The sequence below is a fragment of the Billgrantia saliphila genome, assembly GCF_002930105.1.
Classification (GTDB): domain Bacteria; phylum Pseudomonadota; class Gammaproteobacteria; order Pseudomonadales; family Halomonadaceae; genus Halomonas; species Halomonas saliphila.
In genome coordinates this window covers 1-21389 of record NZ_PJRN01000006.1, presented here as the reverse complement: position 1 = coordinate 21389, position 21389 = coordinate 1, and the positions used below count along the sequence as shown (strand labels likewise).

The 21389-nt window shown below is 64.4% G+C and carries 15 protein-coding genes and 1 rRNA gene; 9 read left to right on the top strand and 7 right to left on the bottom strand.

Annotated elements, in window-relative coordinates; genetic code table 11:
- The first annotated feature begins 46 nt into the window (after positions 1 to 46).
- Entirely contained in the window at positions 47 to 589 is a 543-nt protein-coding gene (gene sodC, locus CYJ07_RS08225) for a superoxide dismutase family protein (RefSeq protein WP_104203212.1), read from the top strand.
- Positions 590 to 675: 86 nt separating this feature from the next.
- Here the strand turns inward: sodC and CYJ07_RS08220 are convergent, their stop codons facing one another.
- The 4 genes from CYJ07_RS08220 to prlC form a co-directional block, all read right to left on the bottom strand.
- Positions 676 to 2877, bottom strand: a complete 2202-nt coding sequence (locus CYJ07_RS08220) for a TRAP transporter permease (RefSeq protein WP_104203211.1) — start codon at positions 2875 to 2877, stop codon at positions 676 to 678.
- 91 nt (positions 2878 to 2968) lie between these two features.
- Positions 2969 to 3958, bottom strand: a complete 990-nt coding sequence (locus tag CYJ07_RS08215; protein ID WP_104203210.1) for a TAXI family TRAP transporter solute-binding subunit — start codon at positions 3956 to 3958, stop codon at positions 2969 to 2971.
- Positions 3959 to 4442: 484 nt separating this feature from the next.
- Complete coding sequence (locus tag CYJ07_RS08210) at positions 4443 to 4688, bottom strand: YheV family putative zinc ribbon protein (protein WP_104203209.1); 246 nt, start codon at positions 4686 to 4688, stop codon at positions 4443 to 4445.
- 75 nt (positions 4689 to 4763) lie between these two features.
- Positions 4764 to 6815, bottom strand: a complete 2052-nt coding sequence (gene prlC / locus CYJ07_RS08205; RefSeq protein ID WP_104203208.1) for an oligopeptidase A — start codon at positions 6813 to 6815, stop codon at positions 4764 to 4766.
- 141 nt (positions 6816 to 6956) lie between these two features.
- Between prlC and CYJ07_RS08200 the strand changes: the two genes are divergently transcribed.
- The 3 genes from CYJ07_RS08200 to CYJ07_RS08190 all read left to right on the top strand — a co-directional run bounded on the left by CYJ07_RS08200 (position 6957) and on the right by CYJ07_RS08190 (position 9679).
- Positions 6957 to 8297, top strand: a complete 1341-nt coding sequence (locus tag CYJ07_RS08200) for a sodium-dependent transporter (protein WP_104203207.1) — start codon at positions 6957 to 6959, stop codon at positions 8295 to 8297.
- Positions 8298 to 8340: 43 nt separating this feature from the next.
- The gene (locus CYJ07_RS08195; RefSeq protein WP_104203206.1) at positions 8341 to 8889 is read left to right on the top strand and encodes a gamma carbonic anhydrase family protein; all 549 of its coding nucleotides are present in this window, start codon (positions 8341 to 8343) and stop codon (positions 8887 to 8889) included.
- Between the two features lie 118 nt (positions 8890 to 9007).
- On the top strand, positions 9008 to 9679 hold the full coding sequence (locus tag CYJ07_RS08190) for a metal-dependent hydrolase (protein WP_104203410.1): 672 nt from the start codon (positions 9008 to 9010) through the stop codon (positions 9677 to 9679).
- Here the strand turns inward: CYJ07_RS08190 and CYJ07_RS08185 are convergent.
- Genes CYJ07_RS08185 through CYJ07_RS08175 form a run of 3 tightly spaced genes read right to left on the bottom strand, consistent with a single transcriptional unit; the run spans position 9655 to position 13739 of the window.
- Positions 9655 to 11037 (bottom strand): sigma-54-dependent transcriptional regulator, encoded by a 1383-nt coding sequence (locus CYJ07_RS08185; protein ID WP_104203205.1) that lies wholly within the window; start codon positions 11035 to 11037, stop codon positions 9655 to 9657. The genes CYJ07_RS08190 and CYJ07_RS08185 overlap by 25 nt on opposite strands.
- Positions 11030 to 12955, bottom strand: a complete 1926-nt coding sequence (locus CYJ07_RS08180; RefSeq protein ID WP_231489571.1) for a sensor histidine kinase — start codon at positions 12953 to 12955, stop codon at positions 11030 to 11032. The genes CYJ07_RS08185 and CYJ07_RS08180 overlap by 8 nt, the downstream gene beginning before the upstream one ends.
- A gap of 10 nt (positions 12956 to 12965) precedes the next feature.
- On the bottom strand, positions 12966 to 13739 hold the full coding sequence (locus CYJ07_RS08175; RefSeq protein WP_104203203.1) for a GntR family transcriptional regulator: 774 nt from the start codon (positions 13737 to 13739) through the stop codon (positions 12966 to 12968).
- A 312-nt stretch (positions 13740 to 14051) separates the two neighbouring features.
- Here CYJ07_RS08175 and CYJ07_RS08170 point away from each other — a divergent pair, with 312 nt between their 5' ends.
- From CYJ07_RS08170 to CYJ07_RS08150, 5 genes are all read left to right on the top strand, one after another.
- The gene (locus CYJ07_RS08170) at positions 14052 to 14807 is read left to right on the top strand and encodes a (Fe-S)-binding protein (RefSeq protein ID WP_104203202.1); all 756 of its coding nucleotides are present in this window, start codon (positions 14052 to 14054) and stop codon (positions 14805 to 14807) included.
- A complete protein-coding gene (locus CYJ07_RS08165) occupies positions 14804 to 16258 on the top strand; it encodes a LutB/LldF family L-lactate oxidation iron-sulfur protein (RefSeq protein ID WP_104203201.1) in 1455 nt (484 codons plus the stop codon). Before CYJ07_RS08170 ends, CYJ07_RS08165 begins: the two co-directional genes overlap by 4 nt.
- Entirely contained in the window at positions 16255 to 16923 is a 669-nt protein-coding gene (locus CYJ07_RS08160; protein WP_104203200.1) for a LutC/YkgG family protein, read from the top strand. The genes CYJ07_RS08165 and CYJ07_RS08160 overlap by 4 nt, the downstream gene beginning before the upstream one ends.
- Positions 16920 to 19793, top strand: a complete 2874-nt coding sequence (locus CYJ07_RS08155; protein WP_104203199.1) for an FAD-binding and (Fe-S)-binding domain-containing protein — start codon at positions 16920 to 16922, stop codon at positions 19791 to 19793. Before CYJ07_RS08160 ends, CYJ07_RS08155 begins: the two co-directional genes overlap by 4 nt.
- Positions 19794 to 20473: 680 nt before the next feature.
- Positions 20474 to 21389: ribosomal RNA gene (locus tag CYJ07_RS08150) — 16S ribosomal RNA — on the top strand; the annotation flags it as partial.

The following is a 21389-nucleotide window of genomic DNA, read 5'->3' as shown; positions in this document are numbered from 1 at the left end:
AGCCTGTTCCTGCATGTCCATGGATCCAGGAACAGGAGGACGCTAGATGCGCCATGCCAACCTTGCAGGGGCCGCCGTTGCCTCTCTATTGCTCGCCGGTCTCGGCCAGGCTCTGGCCCAGGAGAGCCAGGAAGTCGAGATGAACTGGGTCAAGACCGATGGTATCGAGGAATCCATCGGGACCATCAGTCTCGAGGATACCGATCACGGCCTACTTCTCACTCCCGACCTGAGCGAGCTGCCTCCCGGCGTCTACGGCTTCCACGTACACGAGAACGCCAGCTGTGAACCGGGCGAGAACGACTCGGGCGAAATGCAGGCCGCCGGGAAGGCGGGCAGTCATTACGATCCCGAAGATGCGGGTAGCCATGAGGGCCCCTACGGCGAGGGCCATCTGGGTGACCTGCCGGTACTGATCGTCAACGAAAATGGAGAAGCGACCCTGCCGGTACTGGCCCCGAGGCTCAGCGTTGAGGACCTCAAGGACCGCAGCCTGATGATCCACGAAGGGGGCGACAACTATTCGGATGAGCCCGAGCCGCTGGGTGGCGGCGGTAGCCGCATGGCCTGCGGTGTGATCGAGTCCTGATTCGTCGCAATTCGGGTACGCCATGACGAGAAGGGCCCCGCCATGTTGGCGGGGCCCTTCCTTTATGCAGTGCTACGTGGGTAGCGTCAGCTCGAGGTGACGGGTTTGGCGCCTCCCCCGTGAATGCTGCGCTGGAACAGGAACAGTGCCGCGCCGATGGCCAGGCCGACGATGTCGGTATAGATGCCGCCATAGATCAGGAACAGCGCCCCCACGAACATCACCAGGCGCATCCAGGCCTTCACCGGGCCGAAGAACCAGGCTTGAACGGTTGCGGAGAGCAGCACGATGCCCAGCGTCGCGGTGACGCCGACGCGCAGGATCTGCAGCCAGGACCCTTCCATCAACATGGCGGGGCTATAGAAGAACATGAACGGCACGATGAAGGCGGCGAGGCCGATCTTGAACGACGCTACGGAAGTGGACATGGCATTGTCGCCGGAGATGCCAGCTGCCGCATAGGAGGCCAGCGCCACCGGCGGCGTGATCGCCGACACTACCGCGAAGTAGAACACGAAGAAGTGTGCCACCAGCGGCTGGATGCCGATGTTGATCAGGCCGGGTGCCACGACCGAAGCCGCCACGGCATAGGCCGCCGTGGTGGGCATGCCCATCCCCAGCAGGATACTGATGCACATGGCGAAGAACAGCGCCAGCAGCTGACTGACCCCGGCCAGGCCCAGCAGCAGCGAGGAGAAGCGCGCGCCGACGCCGGTCAGCGAGATCACGCCGACGATGAGGCCGGCACAGGCACACACGGCTATGATTTGGATCGCCATGGTGCCGGCCAGCTGTAGGGCTCTGAGAATAGCACCAAGCCCCATCTTGTTGGGTGAGATCCAGCTCACCACGGCGGCCGAGGCGGTCGCCAGGGTGCCGGCGCGAATCACCGAGTAGCCCATGAACAGGGCGGCGATCAGGATGATGATCGGAGCAAACAGATAGACCTGCTTGACCAGGCGACGGAACTGCGGAATCTCGTCCTTCCGCATGCCGCGCATGCCCTTGCGGGCCGCCTCGAAGTCCACCATGAAGTAGATCGAAGCGAAGTAGAGGATCGCCGGGATCAGTGCAGCCACGGCAATTTCGGTATAGGGAATGCCGGTGATCTCGGCCATGATGAAGGCGCCGGCGCCCATGATCGGCGGCATGATCTGGCCGCCGGTCGAGGCGGCGGCTTCGATGGCGCCCGCGCTACGCCCGGGGTAGCCGACCTTCTTCATCAGCGGGATGGTGAGCGAGCCGGTAGAGACCACATTGCCGGCGCTGGTGCCGTTGATCATACCCATCAGGCCGGACGCGAAGATCGCTACCTTGGCGGGGCCGCCACGGGCGCGCCCGGCGGCGGCGAAGGCGAAGTTGACGAAGTAGTCGCCGACTTTAGAGGCCTGCAGGAAGGCAGCGAAGATGATGAACAGGATGATGTAGGTGGAAGACACTGCCGTTGTCGGGCCGAGGATGCCGGTGTCGGTATAGACCTGACTGAAGAAACGATTGAACGACAGGCCGGGATAGCCGAGGAAGCCCGGCAGGTAGGGGCCGGCCCAGACGTAGGCAAGGAAAATAGCCGATATTGTCACCAGCGCCAGGCCGGCGACGCGGCGGGTCAGCTCGAGAATCAGCAGCGAGCCGGCCAGGGCCGCCCAGGAGATGCCGGTCGGAGCGAAGGTGGTGCCGGTAGAAGCCCGCAGCGGCGTGTTGAAGATCACCAGCAGATAGCCGGCGCTGGCCACGGCGCAGACCATTAGTACCAGATCGGCGGGCGACAGTTTCTCCCGCGCCTGGCGATAGCTCCAGGCGAGCAGAATGCCACCCACGGTAGCGGCAACCAGCGGATAGCCGAAGTGCCAGGTCTCGACTTGCGGGTCGATGCGCATGGCACCGCCGCTGATCGTCTGGTTCATCAGAAAGACCTGGACCAAGGCATAGAGGGCGGGAATCAGCAGCGCATAGCTCGCCCAGGCCAGCCAGGCGGGTGAGCGGTCGGTACCTTTCGAATCGGCGAAACGGCTCCCAGCATAGAGGGCATAGCCTAGTATGAGCGCCCCAGCAATGTGCACGATACGAAACGACCAGGTCTCCATCGGGTAGACGTTCAGCGACACCAGGTGGAAGCTGGAATAGACAATGGCCAGGACGGCAAATAGGATCCATTGCCAGCCAGTGTAGAGCCGACGATTGGGCTCGACGATATCTTCATCGACCCCCTCGGCAATACTCTCAGGAACCGTGTCGACGGCATCGGCATCGGCATCGGCACCGGGGCGGGTGTCGGGTGTGTGACTCATGGGGAATTAACCCTCGGGTGTTAGACGGTAGAGTGCCGGCCCCGCCCCGTGCCGTGCGGCACGAGGCGGGACATCAGGAGCGAAGCGTGCCTCAGTTCAGCTTACGCTCTTCGGGGATCTCGTAGCCGTTCTCTTCATACCAGCGTACGGCGCCCGGGTGGAAGGGCAGCACCTTATTCTTGTCGAGGTGCTCGGGAGTGCTCGTGGCCGCGCTGCGGTGCACGTCACGCATGCGATCGTTGTTCTCCATGCTCACCTTGGTGACTTCATAGATGAAGTCTTCCGGCAGGTCGCAGCCGGCAATGGTGAAGTTCCACATGGAGACGGCGCGGGCATCCTCCTCGAGGGTCTCGTAGGTGCTGGCCGGGATCTGGAAGGCCGCAACCGGGAAATTCTCGATGGTCTGCTGCTGCTCTTCCTCGGTGAACTCGATGATGTTCACATCGGTCTGCACTTCGAGCTGGCTCACCGCAGGCACAGGGATACCGGCAGCGAAGGCGATGACGTCGAGCAGGCCGTCCTGCAGCTGTCCGCCCAGATCCGTCCAGCCGCCGTTGCGACGCTCGAAATTCACCCCCAGTTCCTCGAGGATGAGCGGGAAGTAGGTATCGGAGGTGGAGGCCGCCGGGCCGAAGCCGATCTTGGCGCCATCGGGAATGTCTGAGATCGATTCGATGCCGCTGCTCGATAGCGCGGTGATGGAGAAAGGCGTCTCGTACATCGGGAACAGCGCGCAGACGTTGTCCATGGACACGCCAGGAGCGAGCGGGCTCTCGCCGGCCAGCGCCTCGGCAGCTGGGCCCATGGTGGTCAGGCCCAGGGCGATATCACCGGTGTGCACCAGCGCCAGGTTCTGGTTGGGGCCGCCGGTGACTTCGCCGCCGCCGGAGATGCCCAGCTCGTCGGCGATCAGATTGGCCCAGCCGGAGCCATAGACGAAGTAGGTACCGCCCTGACTGGCAGTGCCTACGGTGAAATTGCTCGGCCAGTCGGAGCGGTCCTGGGCCGAGGCTGAGGCCGCGGCGACCAGAAGGGCGCTGGCCAGCGTTCCGGTGAGCACTTTGGGAGTGACGTTGCGCATGGCTATCTCCGTTACAGTTGTGATTATGCGTCAGCGGCCTCTCGACACGCTGTCAGTTAGTATGGTGCAGAACGTGTCCTGGCGCGCCGGGCGCCGGACTCGCGTATGGCAGGAGGTCTAAGCAGGCGCTGTGCCATTGTGAGACATACCTATGAGCAACAATATGTTGCCATTCGTTATTTCGACCAAGGTCGAACCTTGTAATGCCGGTTGGGGCTGGAGTCTCGCACACGTGCGGTTGCTCTCTATGCGGAAATCCACACACTCTGATGGCGAGATGATGATTCAGAGTGAGAAGGGGTCCGCCGAGGCGGTAATCAGGCGACTGGCCTGGTGCAGACGCTCATCTGCTGGAAATGAGTCTCGGGGGAAGGAAGTATCGAAACGCATCAAGCCAGATGCCGGCGCGACGGCAACGGCCAGCCTCAGCAATTCCAGCCGACGCCGTCGTGATGGCGACGAAGCGCCGGCGGGAGCTGCCACGTCAGCGGCTCCCGGGGTCAAGAATCCTTACGGTCTGAATGGTGTCGCGCCGCTGCTCCTCACGCTCGCGGTTGACGCGCGTCTCGAGCTCTACTGCTGTCTCGTCTTCGATGGGCGCCTGCTCGAAGAAGTCGCACGCCACGCAGTCGCGATAGCGTATGCCGTTCTGCTCCCAGGCCCGGATGCGGTCCATGGCGGCACAGCGGGGGCAGATGGCGCCGGCGATGAAACGTTTCTGAACGGCCATGTAAACTCCGTATGTCGGCCACCGGGCGCCGGTGGCAAGTCAAGGCCCTTACGATACCGCGCCCGGTCAGCGCTGTCAGGCGGCGCGGATGCCGCTGTGGCGCAGCAACGGTTCGACACTGGGCTCGCGGCCGCGAAAGGCGCGGAACAGTTCGGCGGCGTCGCGGGCGCCCCCCTGTTCGAGGATTTCGCTGCGAAAGCGTCGCCCGGTATCAGGATCGAAGATACCGGCCTCCTCGAAGGCGCTCCAGGCATCGGCGGAGAGCACTTCGGCCCACTTGTAGCTGTAGTAGCCGGCCGCGTAGCCGCCGGCGAAGACGTGGCTGAAGCCGTTCTGGAAGCGATTGAAGGAGGCGCGTGGCACCACCGAGACCGCGTCGCGAACCTCGTCGAGCAGGGCCTGCACGTCGGCCGCCGACGGGGCGGCGAGTTCATGATGCAGACGCAGGTCGAACAGCGAGAATTCCAATTGGCGCCCAAGGCCCATGGCCGACTGGAAGTTCTTCGCTGCCTGCAGGCGTTCGAGCAGCTCGGCGGGCAGCGGCGCGCCGCTCTCCACGTGGCCGGCGATCAAGTCTAGCCCCTCGGGTTCCCAGCAGTAGTTCTCCATGAACTGGCTGGGTAGTTCGACCGCATCCCAGGCCACGCCGTTGATGCCGGAGATATCGGCGACGGTCTGCCGGGTCAGCATATGGTGCAGACCGTGGCCGAACTCATGGAACAGCGTGGTGACCTCGTCGTGAGTCAGCAGTGCGGGCTTGTCGCCCACCGGACGGGTGAAGTTGCAGGTGAGATAGGCCACCGGCAACTGCAGGGCGCCGTCCTCGTGACGACGGCGTACGCGACACTCGTCCATCCAGGCGCCGCCGCGCTTGCCTTCGCGGGCATAGAGGTCGAGGTAGAAACCGGCAATGGCCTCGCCATTTTCGAGGATGTGGAAGTAGCGAACCTCGGGGTGGTAGCGGGGCGCGTCGCTCTTCTCCTCGAAGGTGACGCCATAGAGTCGCTCGATCACCTGGAACAGGCCGTCGACCACGCGCGGGGCGGGAAAGTAGGGGCGCAGCTGCTCCTGCGAGATGGCGTGGCGCGCCTCGCGCAGCTTCTCGCTGGCATAGCCGATGTCCCACGGCGCCAGCTCGGGAAGGTCCAGCGTATCGCGCGCATAGGCCTCGAGCTCGGCGAACTCCTCGTGCGCCTGGGGCACGGCGCGGCGCGCCAGGTCTTCCAGAAAATCGAGCACCTGCTGCGGCGACTCGGCCATCTTGGTGGAGAGCGAATACTCGGCGTAGCTGCCGAAGCCCAGCAGCTCGGCCAGTTCGCGACGTAGGCGCAAGGTCTCTTCGATGATCGGCGCGTTGTCGTACTCGCCGGCATGCGGGCCCTGGTCGGAGGCGCGCGTGACGAAGGCGGTGTACACCTCGCGGCGCAGCCCGCGATCGTCGGCGAAGGTCAATACCGGATAGAAGCTGGGAAAGTCGAGGGTGATGCGATAGCCCTTAATGCCCTTGGCCTCGGCATTGGCCGCCAGGGTCGCCAGGGCGCTCTCGGGGAGTCCTGCCAGTTGCGAGACGTCCTCGATGTCCTTGTGCCATGCCTGAGTGGCATCGAGCAACTGGTTGGAGAAGGTATTGGCCAATTCGGAGAGGCGCGCCCGGATTTCACCGTAGCGCCGTTTCTTGTCGGCCGGCAGGTCGACGCCAGCCAGGCGGAAGTCGCGCAGGGTATTGTCGACGCTGCGCTGCTGAGCCTCGTCCAGCTCGACCCAGGTGGGGCCTTCCTTCAGCGCCTGCCAAGCGCGGAACAGCCCCTCGTGCTGTCCGAGCCAGGTGCTGTAGTCGGAAAGCTTGGCCAGGCAGGCCTGATAAGCTTCGCGCAGGGCGGGCGAGTTCATCGTGCCGTTGAGGTGCGACACCGGCGACCAGGCCCGCGACAACCGGTCATTGAGCGCCTCCAGCGGTGCGGCGAGGCTGCCCCAGGTTGGCGTCTCCCGCTGTGCGCGCTCGACCAGCGCCTCGATGGCGGTACGGTTGTCCGCCAGCAGCTTCTCGATCGCTGGGACCACGTGCTCCGGCTTGATCTCATCGAAGGGCGGCAGGTCGTGGGGTTCGAGCAGCGGGTTGTGGGACATGCGCACCTCGGGTAGCGGTCGTCTAGGGAAGGGTTAGCGATTAGATGCGGCCGGAGGCCGCAGGTTTCAATGCCCGCCGAGGATTGGTGGCGGCGGGGCGGCCTGATAGGCTTGCGCCTCCATGAAAGTCGAGGTGATGGCATGAACGCAACCCTGGAGCGCTGGAGTACCCGGCGAGCCTTCATTCTGGCAGTGACCGGCGCAGCTGTGGGGCTGGGCAATATCTGGCGCTTCCCTTACATCACCGGGGAGAATGGCGGCGCCGCCTTTCTGGTGCTGTATGTGGTTTTCGTGCTGCTGCTGGGGCTGCCGATCATGATGGCCGAGATCCTCATCGGGCGCGCCGGGCGGCGCTCGCCCGTGCAGTCGCTGGGCCATCTGGCCGCACTGGCCGGCGCCAGCCGCCACTGGGGACTGCTGGGGTTGTTCGGCGCCTTCACCGTTTTCTGCATTCTCTCCTTCTATTCGGTGGTCTCGGGCTGGTCGATCGAATTCTTCATTACTGCCATCAATGGTGGTTTCGTGGGCCGCAACCCTGCCGAGATCGGTGCCGGCTTCGAGGCGTTCCTGGCCGATCCGTGGCGCATGACTTTCAACCACACTCTGTTCCTGTTCATGACCATGACCGTGGTGGCTGCTGGCGTCGCCAAGGGGCTCGAGCGGCTCAACAATTTACTGATGCCGCTGCTCTATCTGCTGTTGGTGCTGCTGGCGGGCTATGCCGCCACCACCGACGGCTTCGGCACAGCGTTGAGCTGGCTGTTCCGCCCCGATCTGGCGGCGATCACCCCGATGGTGGTGATGCACGCCATGGGGCATGCCTTCTTCACGCTGGCGGTGGGAGCCTGCGCACTGATGGCCTACGGCGCCTACATGCCGGAACGCCAGAGCCTGCCGCATGCCGCCGGCGCGGTGGCGCTGCTCGACGTTGGGGTGGCGCTGCTGGCCGGCATCGCCATCTTTTCGGTGGTGTTCTCGCAGGGGATGGATCCCGGCGAAGGGCCGGGTCTGATGTTTGTCACCTTACCGATCGCCTTCGCCGAGCTGCCCTGGGGGGCGCTGTGGCTCAGCGTCTTCTTCCTGCTGCTGCTGCTGGCGACCTGGACCTCGTCGATCAACCTGGCCGAGCCGATGGTCGCCACGCTACAGGGGCGTGGCCTCGGGCGCGGTCGTTCCGCGGCCATCGTCGGCGTCCTGGTGTGGCTGATGGGACTGCTATCGGCGCTCTCGTTCTCCACCCTGGCCGAGTGGCGGCCGCTGTTCGGCATGAGTGCCTTCGATCTGGTGACGACCATCCCCACCGAGATATTCCTGCCGGTGGGGGGGCTGCTCATCGCCGTCTTTGCCGCCTGGGTGATGCCGCATCGCGAGGCGCAGGCTGCCCTGGGCGTCGGTGAGCCGGGCTTTCGCCTGTGGCGGACGATGGTACGCTGGATATCGATTCCCCTGGCGGCTCTGGTACTGGCCGCCGGGCTGCTGTGACGACATTGAGACGGTCGGCATGCCGCCGGCCCGGGAGACTGACATGAACACAATCGATCCTGTTCGTTCCTGGCAGGGTAAGTGGCCGACCCTGGGGGAGCGGGTCTATGTGGATCCGACCAGTATGGTGCTGGGCGACGTGGCGCTGGGCGATGACTGTTCAGTATGGCCGATGGCGGTGATTCGGGGCGACATGCACCGGATCCGCATCGGCGCTCGCACCAGCGTGCAGGATGGCTGCGTGCTGCACATCACCCACGCCAGCGACTTCAACCCCGACGGTTTCCCGTTGACTGTGGGCGACGACGTGACCATCGGGCACAAGGCGATCCTGCACGGTTGCACGCTGGGTAGCCGCATCCTGGTGGGCATGGGCGCCATCGTCATGGATGGCGCTGTCGTCGAGGACGAGGTGATCATTGCCGCTGGTGCCGTGGTGACACCGGGCAAGCGGCTGGAGAGCGGTTTCGTCTATGCTGGCAATCCGGCCAAGGCGCTGCGCCCGCTGAAGCAGCGGGAGCGGGAATTCTTCCCCTATACCGCCGGCAACTACGTCAAGCTCAAGGACGAGTATCTGGCCGCTCGGGACTGAGCGGCAGCGCTACAATCGGTGACGATTTTTCTTGCACTTTGTCAGGCAAGCCATTGTTTTAACGAGCTGCGACACGTCATAATCTGTAAATATATACAGTTTGCGGGGCTTGTCCGGCATGGCCGACTTTCACACCCACCTCGGCGTGGCCGCCGCTGGTGGCGCCGTGCTGGCCTACGGCGGCTGGCAGGCGGGATTTTGGGAGCTATGGCAGGGTGCGGTGATGCTGGGGTTGGTTACCTTCGGCGGCATCCTGCCCGATATCGACGCGGATAGCTCCAAGGCGATCCGGCTGATCTTCAATTTGTTGGCGATACCGGCCGTTGTGGTCGGTGCGCTGCTGTTGCAGGCCAGGATGGCACTCGGGCCGCTTCTGCTGGTATGCGGCGTCATCTATGCGTTCGTGCGCTATCTGGCCGGCGGTGTATTCAGTCGCTTCACCGTGCATCGAGGCCTCTGGCATTCGCTGCTGGCCGCCGTCCTGTGCGGCCTGATCACCACCGCGCTGAGCCATCGCTTCTTCACGCAGGAAGCCTGGCTGGCCTGGACGCACGGTGTGTCGCTGGCCGTCGGCTACATCATTCACCTGCTACTCGACGAAGCGTACAGCGTCGATCTCACCGGGGCACGCATCAAGCGCTCCTTCGGTACCGCGGTCAAGCCTTTCGACCTCAAGGCGCCGGGCAACTCGCTGGCCATGCTGGGGATAGCGGTTGTGCTGACGCCCTGGTTGCCGCCATGGGCACCCTTGATGGAGCTGCTGGCTCAGGGCGCTACCTTGTGGCGATAGTCCTCGGCCTTCAGGTTGTACTTGCGCAGCTTGTCGTAGAGCGTCTTGCGCGGCAGGCCGAGGTGCTCGCAGACCTCGGTGATGCGTCCTCGATGGTTGGCCAGCGACTGGCTGATCAGGCTCTTCTCGAATAGCTCGACCTGCTGTGGCAGCGCCAGCTCGGCGCTGCCCGGCTCCGCGCCCTCGAGCAGGGCATCGAGGCGGTAGTCGAAGGCCGAGCCCAGCAGCACGTAACGCTCGGCCAGGTTGCGCAGTTCGCGCACGTTGCCCGGCCAGTCGTGGGCCATCAGCGTGGAGATGTCGCAGGTATCCAGTGGCGGTGCCTCCAGTCCGCTGCGGTTGGCGGCGACCACGGCGAAGTGCTGGAACAGCAGGGGAATGTCCTCGCGTCGCTCGCGCAGCGGCGGGATCGGCAGGGTCACCACGTTGAGCCGGTAGTAGAGGTCCTCGCGAAACTCCCCGGCCTCGGCTGCCAGCTTGAGGTCGACCTTGGTGGCGGCGATCACGCGAATATCCAGGGGTACGGCTTCGTTGGCCCCCAGCCGCTCGATGCAGCGCTCCTGCAATACTCGCAGCAGCTTGACCTGCAGCGCCAGCGGCATCGACTCGATTTCGTCGAGGAACACGCTGCCGCCGTTGGCGTATTCGAACTTGCCGATTCGCCGCTCCACGGCCCCGGTGAAGGCGCCTTTCTCGTGACCGAAGAGCTCCGACTCGATGATGCTCTCGGGCACGGCACCGCAATTGATCGCGACGAAGGGGTGCCCGCCGCGCGGGCTGCGCTCATGAATGGCGCGGGCGACCAGGTCCTTGCCGGTGCCGGTCTCGCCGAACAGCAGCACGTCGGTTTCGACTCGGGCGATGCGCTGCACCATGGAGGCGAGCCGCTGGGTGGCCGGGGTGCGCCCTACCAGGCGCGGTCCGGGCGCGGCCTGTTGCGCTTCCAGCTCGGCCTTGAGCCGCCGGTTCTCCAGGCTCAGGCGGCGCTTGTCGACCCCGCGCCGCACCATTTCGACCAGACGCTCGCCGGCGAACGGCTTCTCCAGGAAATCCCAGGCGCCCTCTCGCATGGCCTCGACGGCGGTGGAGATGTCGCCATGGCCGGTGATCAGGATCACCGGCAGGTCGGGGTCGCGCAGGCGTACTTCCCGCAGCAGCGCCATGCCATCCATGCCCGGCATGCGGATATCGCATACGATCACCCCGGCGAAGTCGGACGTGAGAATCTCCAGAGCGCTCTCTGCGTTGGCATGCGGTTCCGGCTGGTAGCCGGCCAGTTCCAGGGTCTGCCCGGCGGTGATGCGCAGGTGGGGCTCGTCGTCGATGATGAGGACCGGAGTGGCCGCCGGGTCATGCATGGGAACGTTGCTCCTCGTTAGGCGTTAGACGCTGGCTGTCGGGTCCTTCGTCCCGCGGCAGGGTAATGGTAAAGCGTGCCCCGGCGCCAGGCTGGTTGGTGGCTTCGATGCGTCCGCCGAGGTCGGCGATGATGCGTGACGAGATCGACAGGCCCAGCCCTAGACCGCTGCCGGGGGACTTGGTAGTGAAAAACGGCTCGAAGATGCGCGAAAGGTGTGGCTCCGGTATGCCGGGGCCGGTATCGGTCACGCTGATTCTTACCTGACGCTCTCCGCTGTCGACACCGAGAATCAACACCGGCTCGGGGCTATCGGCCATTGCCTGCAGGGCATTGCCGATCAGGTTGACCAGCACTTGCTCGAGGCGCACCAGGTCGGCATGCACCCAGGCCTCCTCCTCTCCCCAGCGGCGCACCACTTGGACATTGCTGCTGCGTAGGCGTGCCTGGTAGAGACGCAGCGCGTAATCGAAGCAGGCCTGGACCGAAACCGCCGTCAGCGAGCTGTCGCTCTTGCGCGAGAACTGGCGCAGCTGGGCACTGATCTCCGCCATGCGCTCGGTCAGTTCCACCACTTGGGCCAGGTTGGCGTCGACGGCCTCCAGCCGCTGGCGCTCGAGGAAGGCTCGGGCGTTCTCGGCGTAGGCGCGTATCGCCGCCAGCGGCTGGTTGAGCTCGTGGTTGATACCGGCGGCGAGCTGGCCGAGCACGGCGAGCTTGGCGGCCTGTACCAGTTCGTCCTGGGTCAGGCGCAGGTTCTCCTCGGCCCGGCGTCGCTCCTCGATCTCGTCGGAGAGCAGGCGGTTGGTTTCGAGCAGGTCGCGGGTGCGGTGTTCGACGTTGCGCTCCAGCTCGTCCCGCGCACGGGCCAGGGTCTGCCGTTCGCGCTCGGCGAACAGCTCGCGCTCGCGGCGCAGGCGCAGGCGCTGCCAGCCGATGCCGCCCCCCAGCGTGACCACGCCATACAAGCCGCCGGCGAGCAGGGCGGAAAACCACTGGGCGCTGTAGACCGAATCCAGCGGCTTCAAGATATGCATGTCCCAGCCGAACGCCTCCATATGTCGAGCCAGGCCGAGATAGCGGCTGCCGTCCAGCGCTCCCCGAGTGAAACGCACCAGTTGACTACCGTCGTCGCGCTGCACGAAGACTTCGATGCCGGACGGGGAGAGCGGTTCGTCGGCGTAGCGACGGGTGGCCAGCAGCGCTTGCCGCTCCTCCTCGGAGAGCGGATGCAGGGCGGCCATGCGCAGCGCGGGGTGGCTGGCCATGAAGATGATGTCGTCCTCGTCGGTCACCATCAGCTCGGCGTCCTGCTCGGCCCAGCTCTCTTCGATCGCGTCGAGCAACACCTTGATCACCATCACCCCGCTGGGACGGGCGTCGGGGGCGGTATCGTCGAGCCATACAGGAGCCGAAAAATAATAGCCACGCTCTAGCGACTGCACGCCCAGGCCGTAGAAGCGGCCGCGTTTGCCCTCGATGGCGTCCTGGTAGTAGCTGCGAAAAGCGTAGTTCTGGCCGATGAAGGTGTCGGGTCGATGCCAGTTGCTGGCCGCCACGGTATTCGCGTTCGCATCCAGCAGGTAAACATCCGAAACATCGGCGGTGGCACGGAACTGGTCGAGCAGCAGGTTGAGCGGCATCGGATCCTGTTGCCCCTGGTTGAGCAGGAAGCGACGCACCATCTCCCGCGAGGCCAGCAGCTGAGGCAGGTAGTCATGGCGCGTGAGGTGACCTTCGAGACTGGCGGCGGAGAGGCGCAGCTCGTTCTCGGCTTCGCGCATCAGTGTCTGCAACGCCTGTTCGCGCGCCATCTGGGCGGCCTGCCACATGACCACGACCAGGCCCAGCGGAAGCAGTAACAGCAGCAGCCGGCGCAGCCGAACCGAGATGCGAGGCGGGCGGTGCGGACCTTTCACGCGGCGATCCTCAGGGCTGGATTTCCGGTAGCGCCTGGGCGCGTCGCAGTGCCCGCTGGGCGCGGGTCTCGGCACGCTCCATCTCGAGCAATTCCTCCTCGACGAAGACCAGGTGTTCATGGGAGCGCGCGCGAGCATCCTCGGCCCGTCCTTCGAGAATGGCGTCGAGCAGGGCGCGGTGCTGCTTCATCAGCACGGGACGCGACTGCGGCTTCTCGAACAGGTGGGCCAGGTTGTCGACGATGCTCTTCTCCAGCAGGTGGAAGATGCCGCGAATGGTATGCAGCAGCAGCACGTTGTGTGCCGCTTCGGCGATCGCCAGGTGAAAGGCGGCGTCGGCCTTGGCTTCGAGTTCGGGGTCGCATCCGGCGAAGCAGGCTTCCAGCTCCTCGAAGCGCTTGAGCAGCATGGCGCGATCGGCGGGGGTCGAGCGCAGGGCGGCGTAGTAGGCGGAGAGCCCTTCCATGGCGTCGCGGAACTCGAGCAGGTCCAGATGGAATTCATGATGACGGGTCAACATATCCAGTAAGGGATCGCTGTAGCCGCTGTTGAGCTCATGCGTGACGAAGGTGCCGCCTCCCTGCCGGCTGGTCAGCAGTCCGCGGGTGGCCAGTTTCTGGATGGCCTCGCGCAGTGAAGGGCGCGATACGCCGAAACGCTCGGCCAGTTCACGCTCCGGTGGCAAGCGCTGGCCGGGCTTCAGGCTGCCTTCGAGGATCATCGCTTCGAGGCGTTCGGTGATGACATCGGCCAGGCGGGGCTGGCGTACGGTCTGGTAGGTCATGCGGAGTTCCGGGGCGATGAGACAAAATTGGTCTTACCAATATTGGCCTGAAAAATCGGACCTTGCAATCCACGATGTGCTTCGGTGAAGCAAGCGCGCTTGGACCATTCATCGCCAATGGCAAAGGAGGCTATACCAAAGTCTATACGAATCGGGTGAGCAAAAGCCCCGCTGGCGTTTGACACTGACGGGGCGGAACCCTAAGGTTCATCCACTTTAGTGGGTAAATTGGTAAAACCAATTTACCGAAAAAGAACAAGACCATGAATGTGACGACTGCCGTGGCCGCCGCGGCGACAGCGAGGGAGCCTAATGACGCCAGTCAAGCTGTACCCGCCCAAACCGGAGAAAGTGTATCTCTTCGGCACTTGCCTCATCGATCTGTTTTACCCTCAGGCCGGCCTGGATGCCATTCGTCTGCTGGAACGCGAAGGCATCGATGTGCTTTTTCCCCAGGACCAGACCTGCTGCGGCCAGCCCGCCTACACCTCGGGCTATCATGACGAGGCGCGTGCCGTGGCATCGGCGCAGCTCGATCTGTTCCCCGAGCCCTGGCCGATCGTGGTGCCTTCGGGCTCTTGCGGCGGCATGATGCGCATCCACTACCCGCAGCTGTTCGCCGGTACCGAGCGCAAAGCCCAGGCGGATGAAGTGGCGGGGCGGATCTTTGAGCTCACCGAGTTTCTGGTACATGTCTGCCACCTGCGGCTCGAGGACCACGGCGCCCCGGAAAAGATCGCCATGCACACCTCGTGCAGCGCCCGACGCGAAATGGGTCTGACCGAGACCGGACCGGCGCTCCTCGCCCGTCTCGACCAGGTGGAATTGGTGGAGCAGGCGCGTGCCGCCGAATGTTGCGGCTTCGGCGGCACCTTTGCGGTACGCCACCCCGAAGTCTCCGCTGCCATGGTCGAGGACAAGACCCAGGCGATCGAGGCCACCGGCGCGACGCGCTTCGTAACTTCCGACTGCGGCTGCCTGATGAACATCGCCGGTCGCTTCGAGCACCAGAAGAGAGGCGTCGAGGGCGAGCACATCGCCAGTTACCTGTGGCGGAGGACCTCATGAGCGCAGCGCACGAACCGGTTCAGACCTTCACCCCGCGCGATTTTCATCGTCAGGCTCACGATGCCCTCGGCAACCCGCAGATCCGTGCCAACTTCCGCCGCGCCATGGACGGCCTGATGGCCAAGCGGCGCGATGTGTTCAGCGACTGGGATCTCGAGACCCTGCGCGAACTGGGCGCCAACATTCGTCTACGGGCGCTGGCCAGGCTGCCCGACCTGCTCGAACGTCTCGAGGCTAACTGCCAAGCCAACGGCATCCAGGTGCACTGGGCCGAGAACGGCGACGAGGCGTGCCGCATCATTCGCGAGATCTGCCAGCGCCACGAGGCCAAGGCGGTGATCAAAGGCAAGTCGATGGTCTCCGAGGAGATGCATCTTAACGCCCATCTGGAAGCGGCAGGCATCGAGGCGCTGGAGTCCGACCTTGGCGAGTACCTGGTTCAGCTCAACGAGCAGACGCCTTCGCACATCATCATGCCGGCGATTCATCTCAACACCGACGAGATCTCCGAGATCATGCACGACAAGACGGGCATCGAGCGTACCCGCGACGTCGACACCATGACCGCGGCGGCTCGCGCCCAGCTGCGCGAGCGCTTCATGGGCGCCGACGTGGGCATCTCGGGAGTCAACTTCGCCGTTGCCGAGACCGGTACCCTGTGTCTGGTGGAAAATGAGGGCAACGGCCGCATGACTACCGCCGTGCCGCCGGTGCACATCGCCGTGACCGGCATCGAGAAGGTGGTCGAGCACCTGCGCGACGTACCGCCGCTCTATGCGCTGCTCACCCGCTCGGCTACCGGCCAGCACGTCACCACCTACTTCAACATGATCAGCTCGCCGCGCAAGGAGGGCGAGCACGATGGACCGAAGGAAGTCCATCTGGTGCTTGTCGACAGCGGTCGTTCCAATATCTATCAGGACGATGAGCTGCTCGATACCCTGCGCTGCATCCGCTGCGGCGCCTGCATGAACCATTGTCCGGTCTATACCCGGGTGGGCGGCCACACCTACGGCACTACCTATCCCGGGCCTATCGGCAGCATTCTCATGCCGCACATGATGGGACTGGAGCAGACCAAGGACCTGCCCACCGCCTCGAGCCTGTGTGGCGCCTGCGGTGAGGTGTGTCCGGTGAAGATACCGATTCCCGACCTGCTGGTGCGCCTGCGTCGCGAGTCGGTGGGCGAGGGGCGCGGCAACGTGCCCGGTGCCGGGGTCAAGCGAACGAAGAAGGAAGCGTCGGCCTGGAAGGGCTTCCAGTGGCTGGCGACGCACCCGGGCGTCTGGCGCAGCGGCACGGCCATGGTCGGCAAGCTGCAGGCATTGATGCCTGCCAAGCTGGGGGCTTGGACGGAGTATCGTACCGCACCCAAGCCGGCGAAGACCTCGCTGCACGCTCTGGTCAAGCGTCACCAGGCAGAAAGGGCCGGCGGGGAGGAACGCTCATGAGCGCCCGCGACAATATCCTCAAGCGCCTGCGCGAACGCGCCGACGGGCCGCTGACGGCGCCCCAGAGCGATTTCGGCGTGGTCACGGGGCGCGGCTGGGGACAAGCAGAGCGGCTGGCCCGCTTCGAGCGCTGGATCACCTCCGTGCACGGCGAGGTGGTCCATACCTCCCGCGATGCCTGGACTTCCACCTTGGCCGAAGTGCTCGAGGCCAAGGGCATTCGCCGCCTGGCGCTGGGTCGGGAGCATCCCGTCGCCGCCGAGGCCCGTGCGGCTCTGGCCGAGCGGGGCGTCGCTTTGATCGATGCCGATCGCGACATCGAGGCCTGGCAGCGCGAGCAGTTCCATGACACCGAGGCGGGGCTGACCTCCACCCGCGGCGCCATCGCCGAGACCGGCAGCCTGTGGCTGTGGCCGACGCCCGACGAGCCGCGCCTGCTGAGTCTGGTGCCGCCGATTCACATCGCCGTGCTGGATGCCGACACCATCGAGGATACCTTCTTCGATGTGATCGAGCGCCACGGCTGGGCCGACGACATGCCCACCAATGCTCTGCTGGTCTCGGGACCGAGCAAGACTGCCGATATCGAGCAGACCCTGGCCTACGGCGTGCACGGCCCCCGCGAGCTGGTGGTGCTGGTGCGCAATGCCGAGGAGCGTGTATGACCACTGCGACTCTCACTCCGCCGACGGCCGACGCCTGGCAGGCGCTCAAGCAGGAGCTGCTCGCGGTCATGCCCGCCGAGCGGTTGATCGACGATCCGCTGCGCACCCTGGCCTACGGTACCGACGCCAGTTTCTACCGGCTGATACCCAAGCTGGTGGTCCGTCCCGCCGATGAGGATCAACTGATGGCGGTGTTGGCCGGTTGTCGCCAGCGCGGGCTACCGGTGACCTTCCGCGCTGCCGGTACCTCCCTTTCGGGCCAGGCAGTAACCGACTCGGTGCTGATCCAGCTGCGCGAGGGTTGGCGGGGGCACGAGATTCTCGACAATGGGCGCGCGATCCGTCTGCAGCCTGGCGTGATCGGGGCGCGGGCCAACCAGCTGCTGGCTCCCTACGGGCGCAAGATCGGCCCCGATCCGGCTTCCATCAACAGCTGCATGGTGGGCGGCATCGCCGCCAACAACGCCTCGGGAATGTGCTGCGGTACGGCACAGAACAGCTACCGCACAGTGCGCGACATGCGTGTGATCCTGGCCGATGGTACGCGTCTGGATACTGCCGATCCGGCCAGTCGCGAGGTCTTCCGCCGTAGCCACGCCGAACTCGTCGAGGGGCTCGAGCGGCTCGCTGCCGAGACGCGGGCCAACGCGCCACTGGCCGAGAAGATTCGCCACAAGTACCGGCTCAAGAACACCACCGGCTATGCGCTCAACAGCCTGGTCGATTTCGACGACGGCATCGAGATTCTCAAGCACCTGCTGATCGGTTCCGAGGGCACGCTCGGTTTCATCAGCACCATTACCTACGACACCGTGGTCGACGAGCCGCACAAGGCTGCGGCGCTGGTTTTCCTGCCCGACATGGCCACGACCTGCCGTGCCACCATCGCACTCAAGTCGGCCCCGGTTTCCGCGGTGGAGCTGATGGATCGCGCCGCGCTGCGCTCGGTGGAAAACAAGCCGGGCATGCCCGAAGTGCTCAAGACCCTGCCCGGCGGGGCGGCGGCGCTTCTCATCGATGTGCGCGGCAACGACGAGGCGCAGCTCGAATCCAGGCTCGATGCGGTGCAGGCCATCTTCGAGGGTATCCACACCCTGGAGCCGGTCGCCTTCACCCGTGACAAGGGCACCTACGAGATCTACTGGAAGATTCGCAAGGGGCTCTTCCCCGCCGTCGGCGCAGTGCGTGACACCGGTACCACGGTGATCATCGAGGATGTCGCCTTTCCCATCGAGCGTCTCGACGAGGGCGTGCTGGCACTGACCGAGGTCTTCCATCGTCACGGCTACCCGGAGGCGATCCTTTTCGGCCATGCACTGGAAGGCAACCTGCATTTCGTCTTCCCCCAAGGATTCGAAAAGCCCGGCGAGGTGGAGCGCTACCAGGCACTGATGGAAGAGGTCGCGCAGCTGGTCGGCGTAGAGTACGGCGGCTCGCTCAAGGCCGAGCATGGCACTGGGCGCAACATGGCCCCATACGTAGAGCTTGAGTGGGGCCCCGAGGCCTACGCTCTGATGTGGCGGATCAAGGCGCTGTTCGACCCCGAGAACCTGCTCAACCCCGACGTCATCCTAAGTCGCAACCCGAGCGTGCATCTGGAGAACCTCAAGCCGCTGCCGGCTGCTGATGCCATCGTCGACAAGTGCATCGAGTGCGGCTTCTGCGAGCATGTCTGCCCTTCCCGCGACCTCACCCTGACGCCGCGCCAGCGTATCGTCGCCGCTCGTGAAATGGCCCGACTCGAGGCGTTGGGCGGCAGCCTCGGCGAGCAGGACGCCGAGCGTCTGGAACGGTTGCGCAGGGACTATCGCTATGCCGGCGACGAAACCTGCGCCGTCGACGGCCTATGCGCCACCCAGTGTCCGGTGGGCATCAATACCGGTGAAATGATTCGCGAGATGCGCCACGAGCGGCTGGCGCAGCATGCCGACATGGCGCGGCGAGTCGGCAGGCATTTTTCGGGCACGACCCGTTTTGCCCGTGGCATGCTCAATCTGGCGAGCACGGGGCGAGCCTTGCTGAGCGAAAAGGGGCTCTCCAAGGTGAGTGGCTCGATTACCCAGGCCAGCGGTGGGCGCGTGCCGCAATGGATTCCCACCTTGCCCAAGGCGGCCCCGGTGCGCGTGCTGAGCCGGGATCGGGTCAATGACAGCCTACGGGACAAGGTGGTCTATTTCCCCTCCTGTGCCACCCGCGTCTTTGGCGCCGCGCATGGCGATGCCGAGCGCCGCTCGATCATGGAGATCACCCTCGCGTTGCTCGACAAGGCCGGCTTCGAGGTGATCCTGCCCGAAATGCCGGGGCATCTCTGCTGTGGCATGGCGTTCCAGTCCAAGGGTCAGTTCGACGAGGCCGCGCACAAGGCGCGAGAGCTCAATCGCGAATTGCTGGTGGCAAGCCAGAACGGGCGCTATCCCATTCTCAGCGATACCAGCCCCTGCGTGCTGCACATGCAAGGCCGCCTGGATGAGCGCCTCACGATGCAGGAGCCGGTAGCCTTCGCCCACGACCATCTACTGTCACGCCTCGATATCACGCCGCTCGATGAGCGGGTGGCGGTCCATGTCACCTGCTCGAGTACGCATATGGGGCTGGGTGAGCGCATGGTGGCGCTGGCGCGTGCCTGCTCCCGTGAGGTGGTAGTGCCGGCCGAGATCACCTGCTGTGGTTTCGCGGGCGATAAGGGGCTCGTAACCCCCGAACTCAACGCCTCGGCACTGAAGGGGCTGGCGAACCAGGTGGAGGGGTGCGATGCGGGCTACTCCAATTCTCGCACTTGCGAGATCGGACTCTCGCTGCATGGCGGTGTCCCGTACCGCTCGATCCTGTCGTTATTGGACCGGGCCAGCCGGGCGCGTTCGGCGGCTTGATGCGCTTCGCATATTCACAGGCGGTCGTTTCGCACCGCCTGTGGATAGCTTCGCCGTCATCGCCCCGTCACCGTCCTGAAATTTTTTGACAGGCGACCCTTGCAGGGGCGCGAGGAAAGCCGTAAAGTACGCATCCGCTGCCGGCGACGGGCCACGTTGCCAGCGGTGGGAAGAGTGGTAAGTGGTTGTCTCGCTTTGAATTTTTCGGCTCGTTTCGCAAGATTCGTCCTTGACGCCCACGGCGGATTCGGTAGAATGCGCCCCACTCGAGAGAGGCCCGCTGAGGGCTCTCGACAGAGACCCGCTAAGGGCTCTCGCGACTGCCGGCGACGCCGGTCCTCGACGCCACGCTCACTTCGGTGACGGCCTCGCAGGGAGTTGACAAGCTCGGTCGGATCGGTAGAATACGCCTTCCTCGCAGGGCGCTGGCGGGGCCGCCACTTCGGTGACTGGCCACGACGGCAAGCGAGACGCTCCGCCCTTCTCTATGAGAGCTCGGAGCCGCTCTTTAACAATCGATCAGGTAATTCATGTGGGCGCTTGTCGATGAGGTGGTGAGAAGTCACACCATTTCAAGGCAAGCGACTCGTCGAAGACCTTCGGGTCTTTTTGAGAAGCTTTGACCTTGAGCCGAGTTTGGTTCGCTTTCGTCTACGGACGAGCAAGAACCGCACGATCTTAAACTGAAGAGTTTGATCATGGCTCAGATTGAACGCTGGCGGCAGGCCTAACACATGCAAGTCGAGCGGCAGCACGGGGAGCTTGCTCCCTGGTGGCGAGCGGCGGACGGGTGAGTAATGCATAGGAATCTGCCCGGTAGTGGGGGATAACCTGGGGAAACCCAGGCTAATACCGCATACGCCCTACGGGGGAAAGCAGGGGCTCTTTGGACCTTGCGCTATCGGATGAGCCTATGTCGGATTAGCTGGTTGGTGAGGTAATGGCTCACCAAGGCGACGATCCGTAGCTGGTCTGAGAGGATGATCAGCCACATCGGGACTGAGACACGGCCCGAACTCCTACGGGAGGCAGCAGTGGGGAATATTGGACAATGGGCGCAAGCCTGATCCAGCCATGCCGCGTGTGTGAAGAAGGCCCTCGGGTTGTAAAGCACTTTCAGTGGGGAAGAAAGCCTGGCGGTTAATACCCGCCAGGAAGGACATCACCCACAGAAGAAGCACCGGCTAACTCCGTGCCAGCAGCCGCGGTAATACGGAGGGTGCGAGCGTTAATCGGAATTACTGGGCGTAAAGCGCGCGTAGGCGGCTTGATAAGCCGGTTGTGAAAGCCCCGGGCTCAACCTGGGAATGGCATCCGGAACTGTCAGGCTAGAGTGCAGGAGAGGAAGGTAGAATTCCCGGTGTAGCGGTGAAATGCGTAGAGATCGGGAGGAATACCAGTGGCGAAGGCGGCCTTCTGGACTGACACTGACGCTGAGGTGCGAAAGCGTGGGTAGCAAACAGGATTAGATACCCTGGTAGTCCACGCCGTAAACGATGTCGACTAGCCGTTGGGTCCTTCGCGGACTTTGTGGCGCAGTTAACGCGATAAGTCGACCGCCTGGGGAGTACGGCCGCAAGGTTAAAACTCAAATGA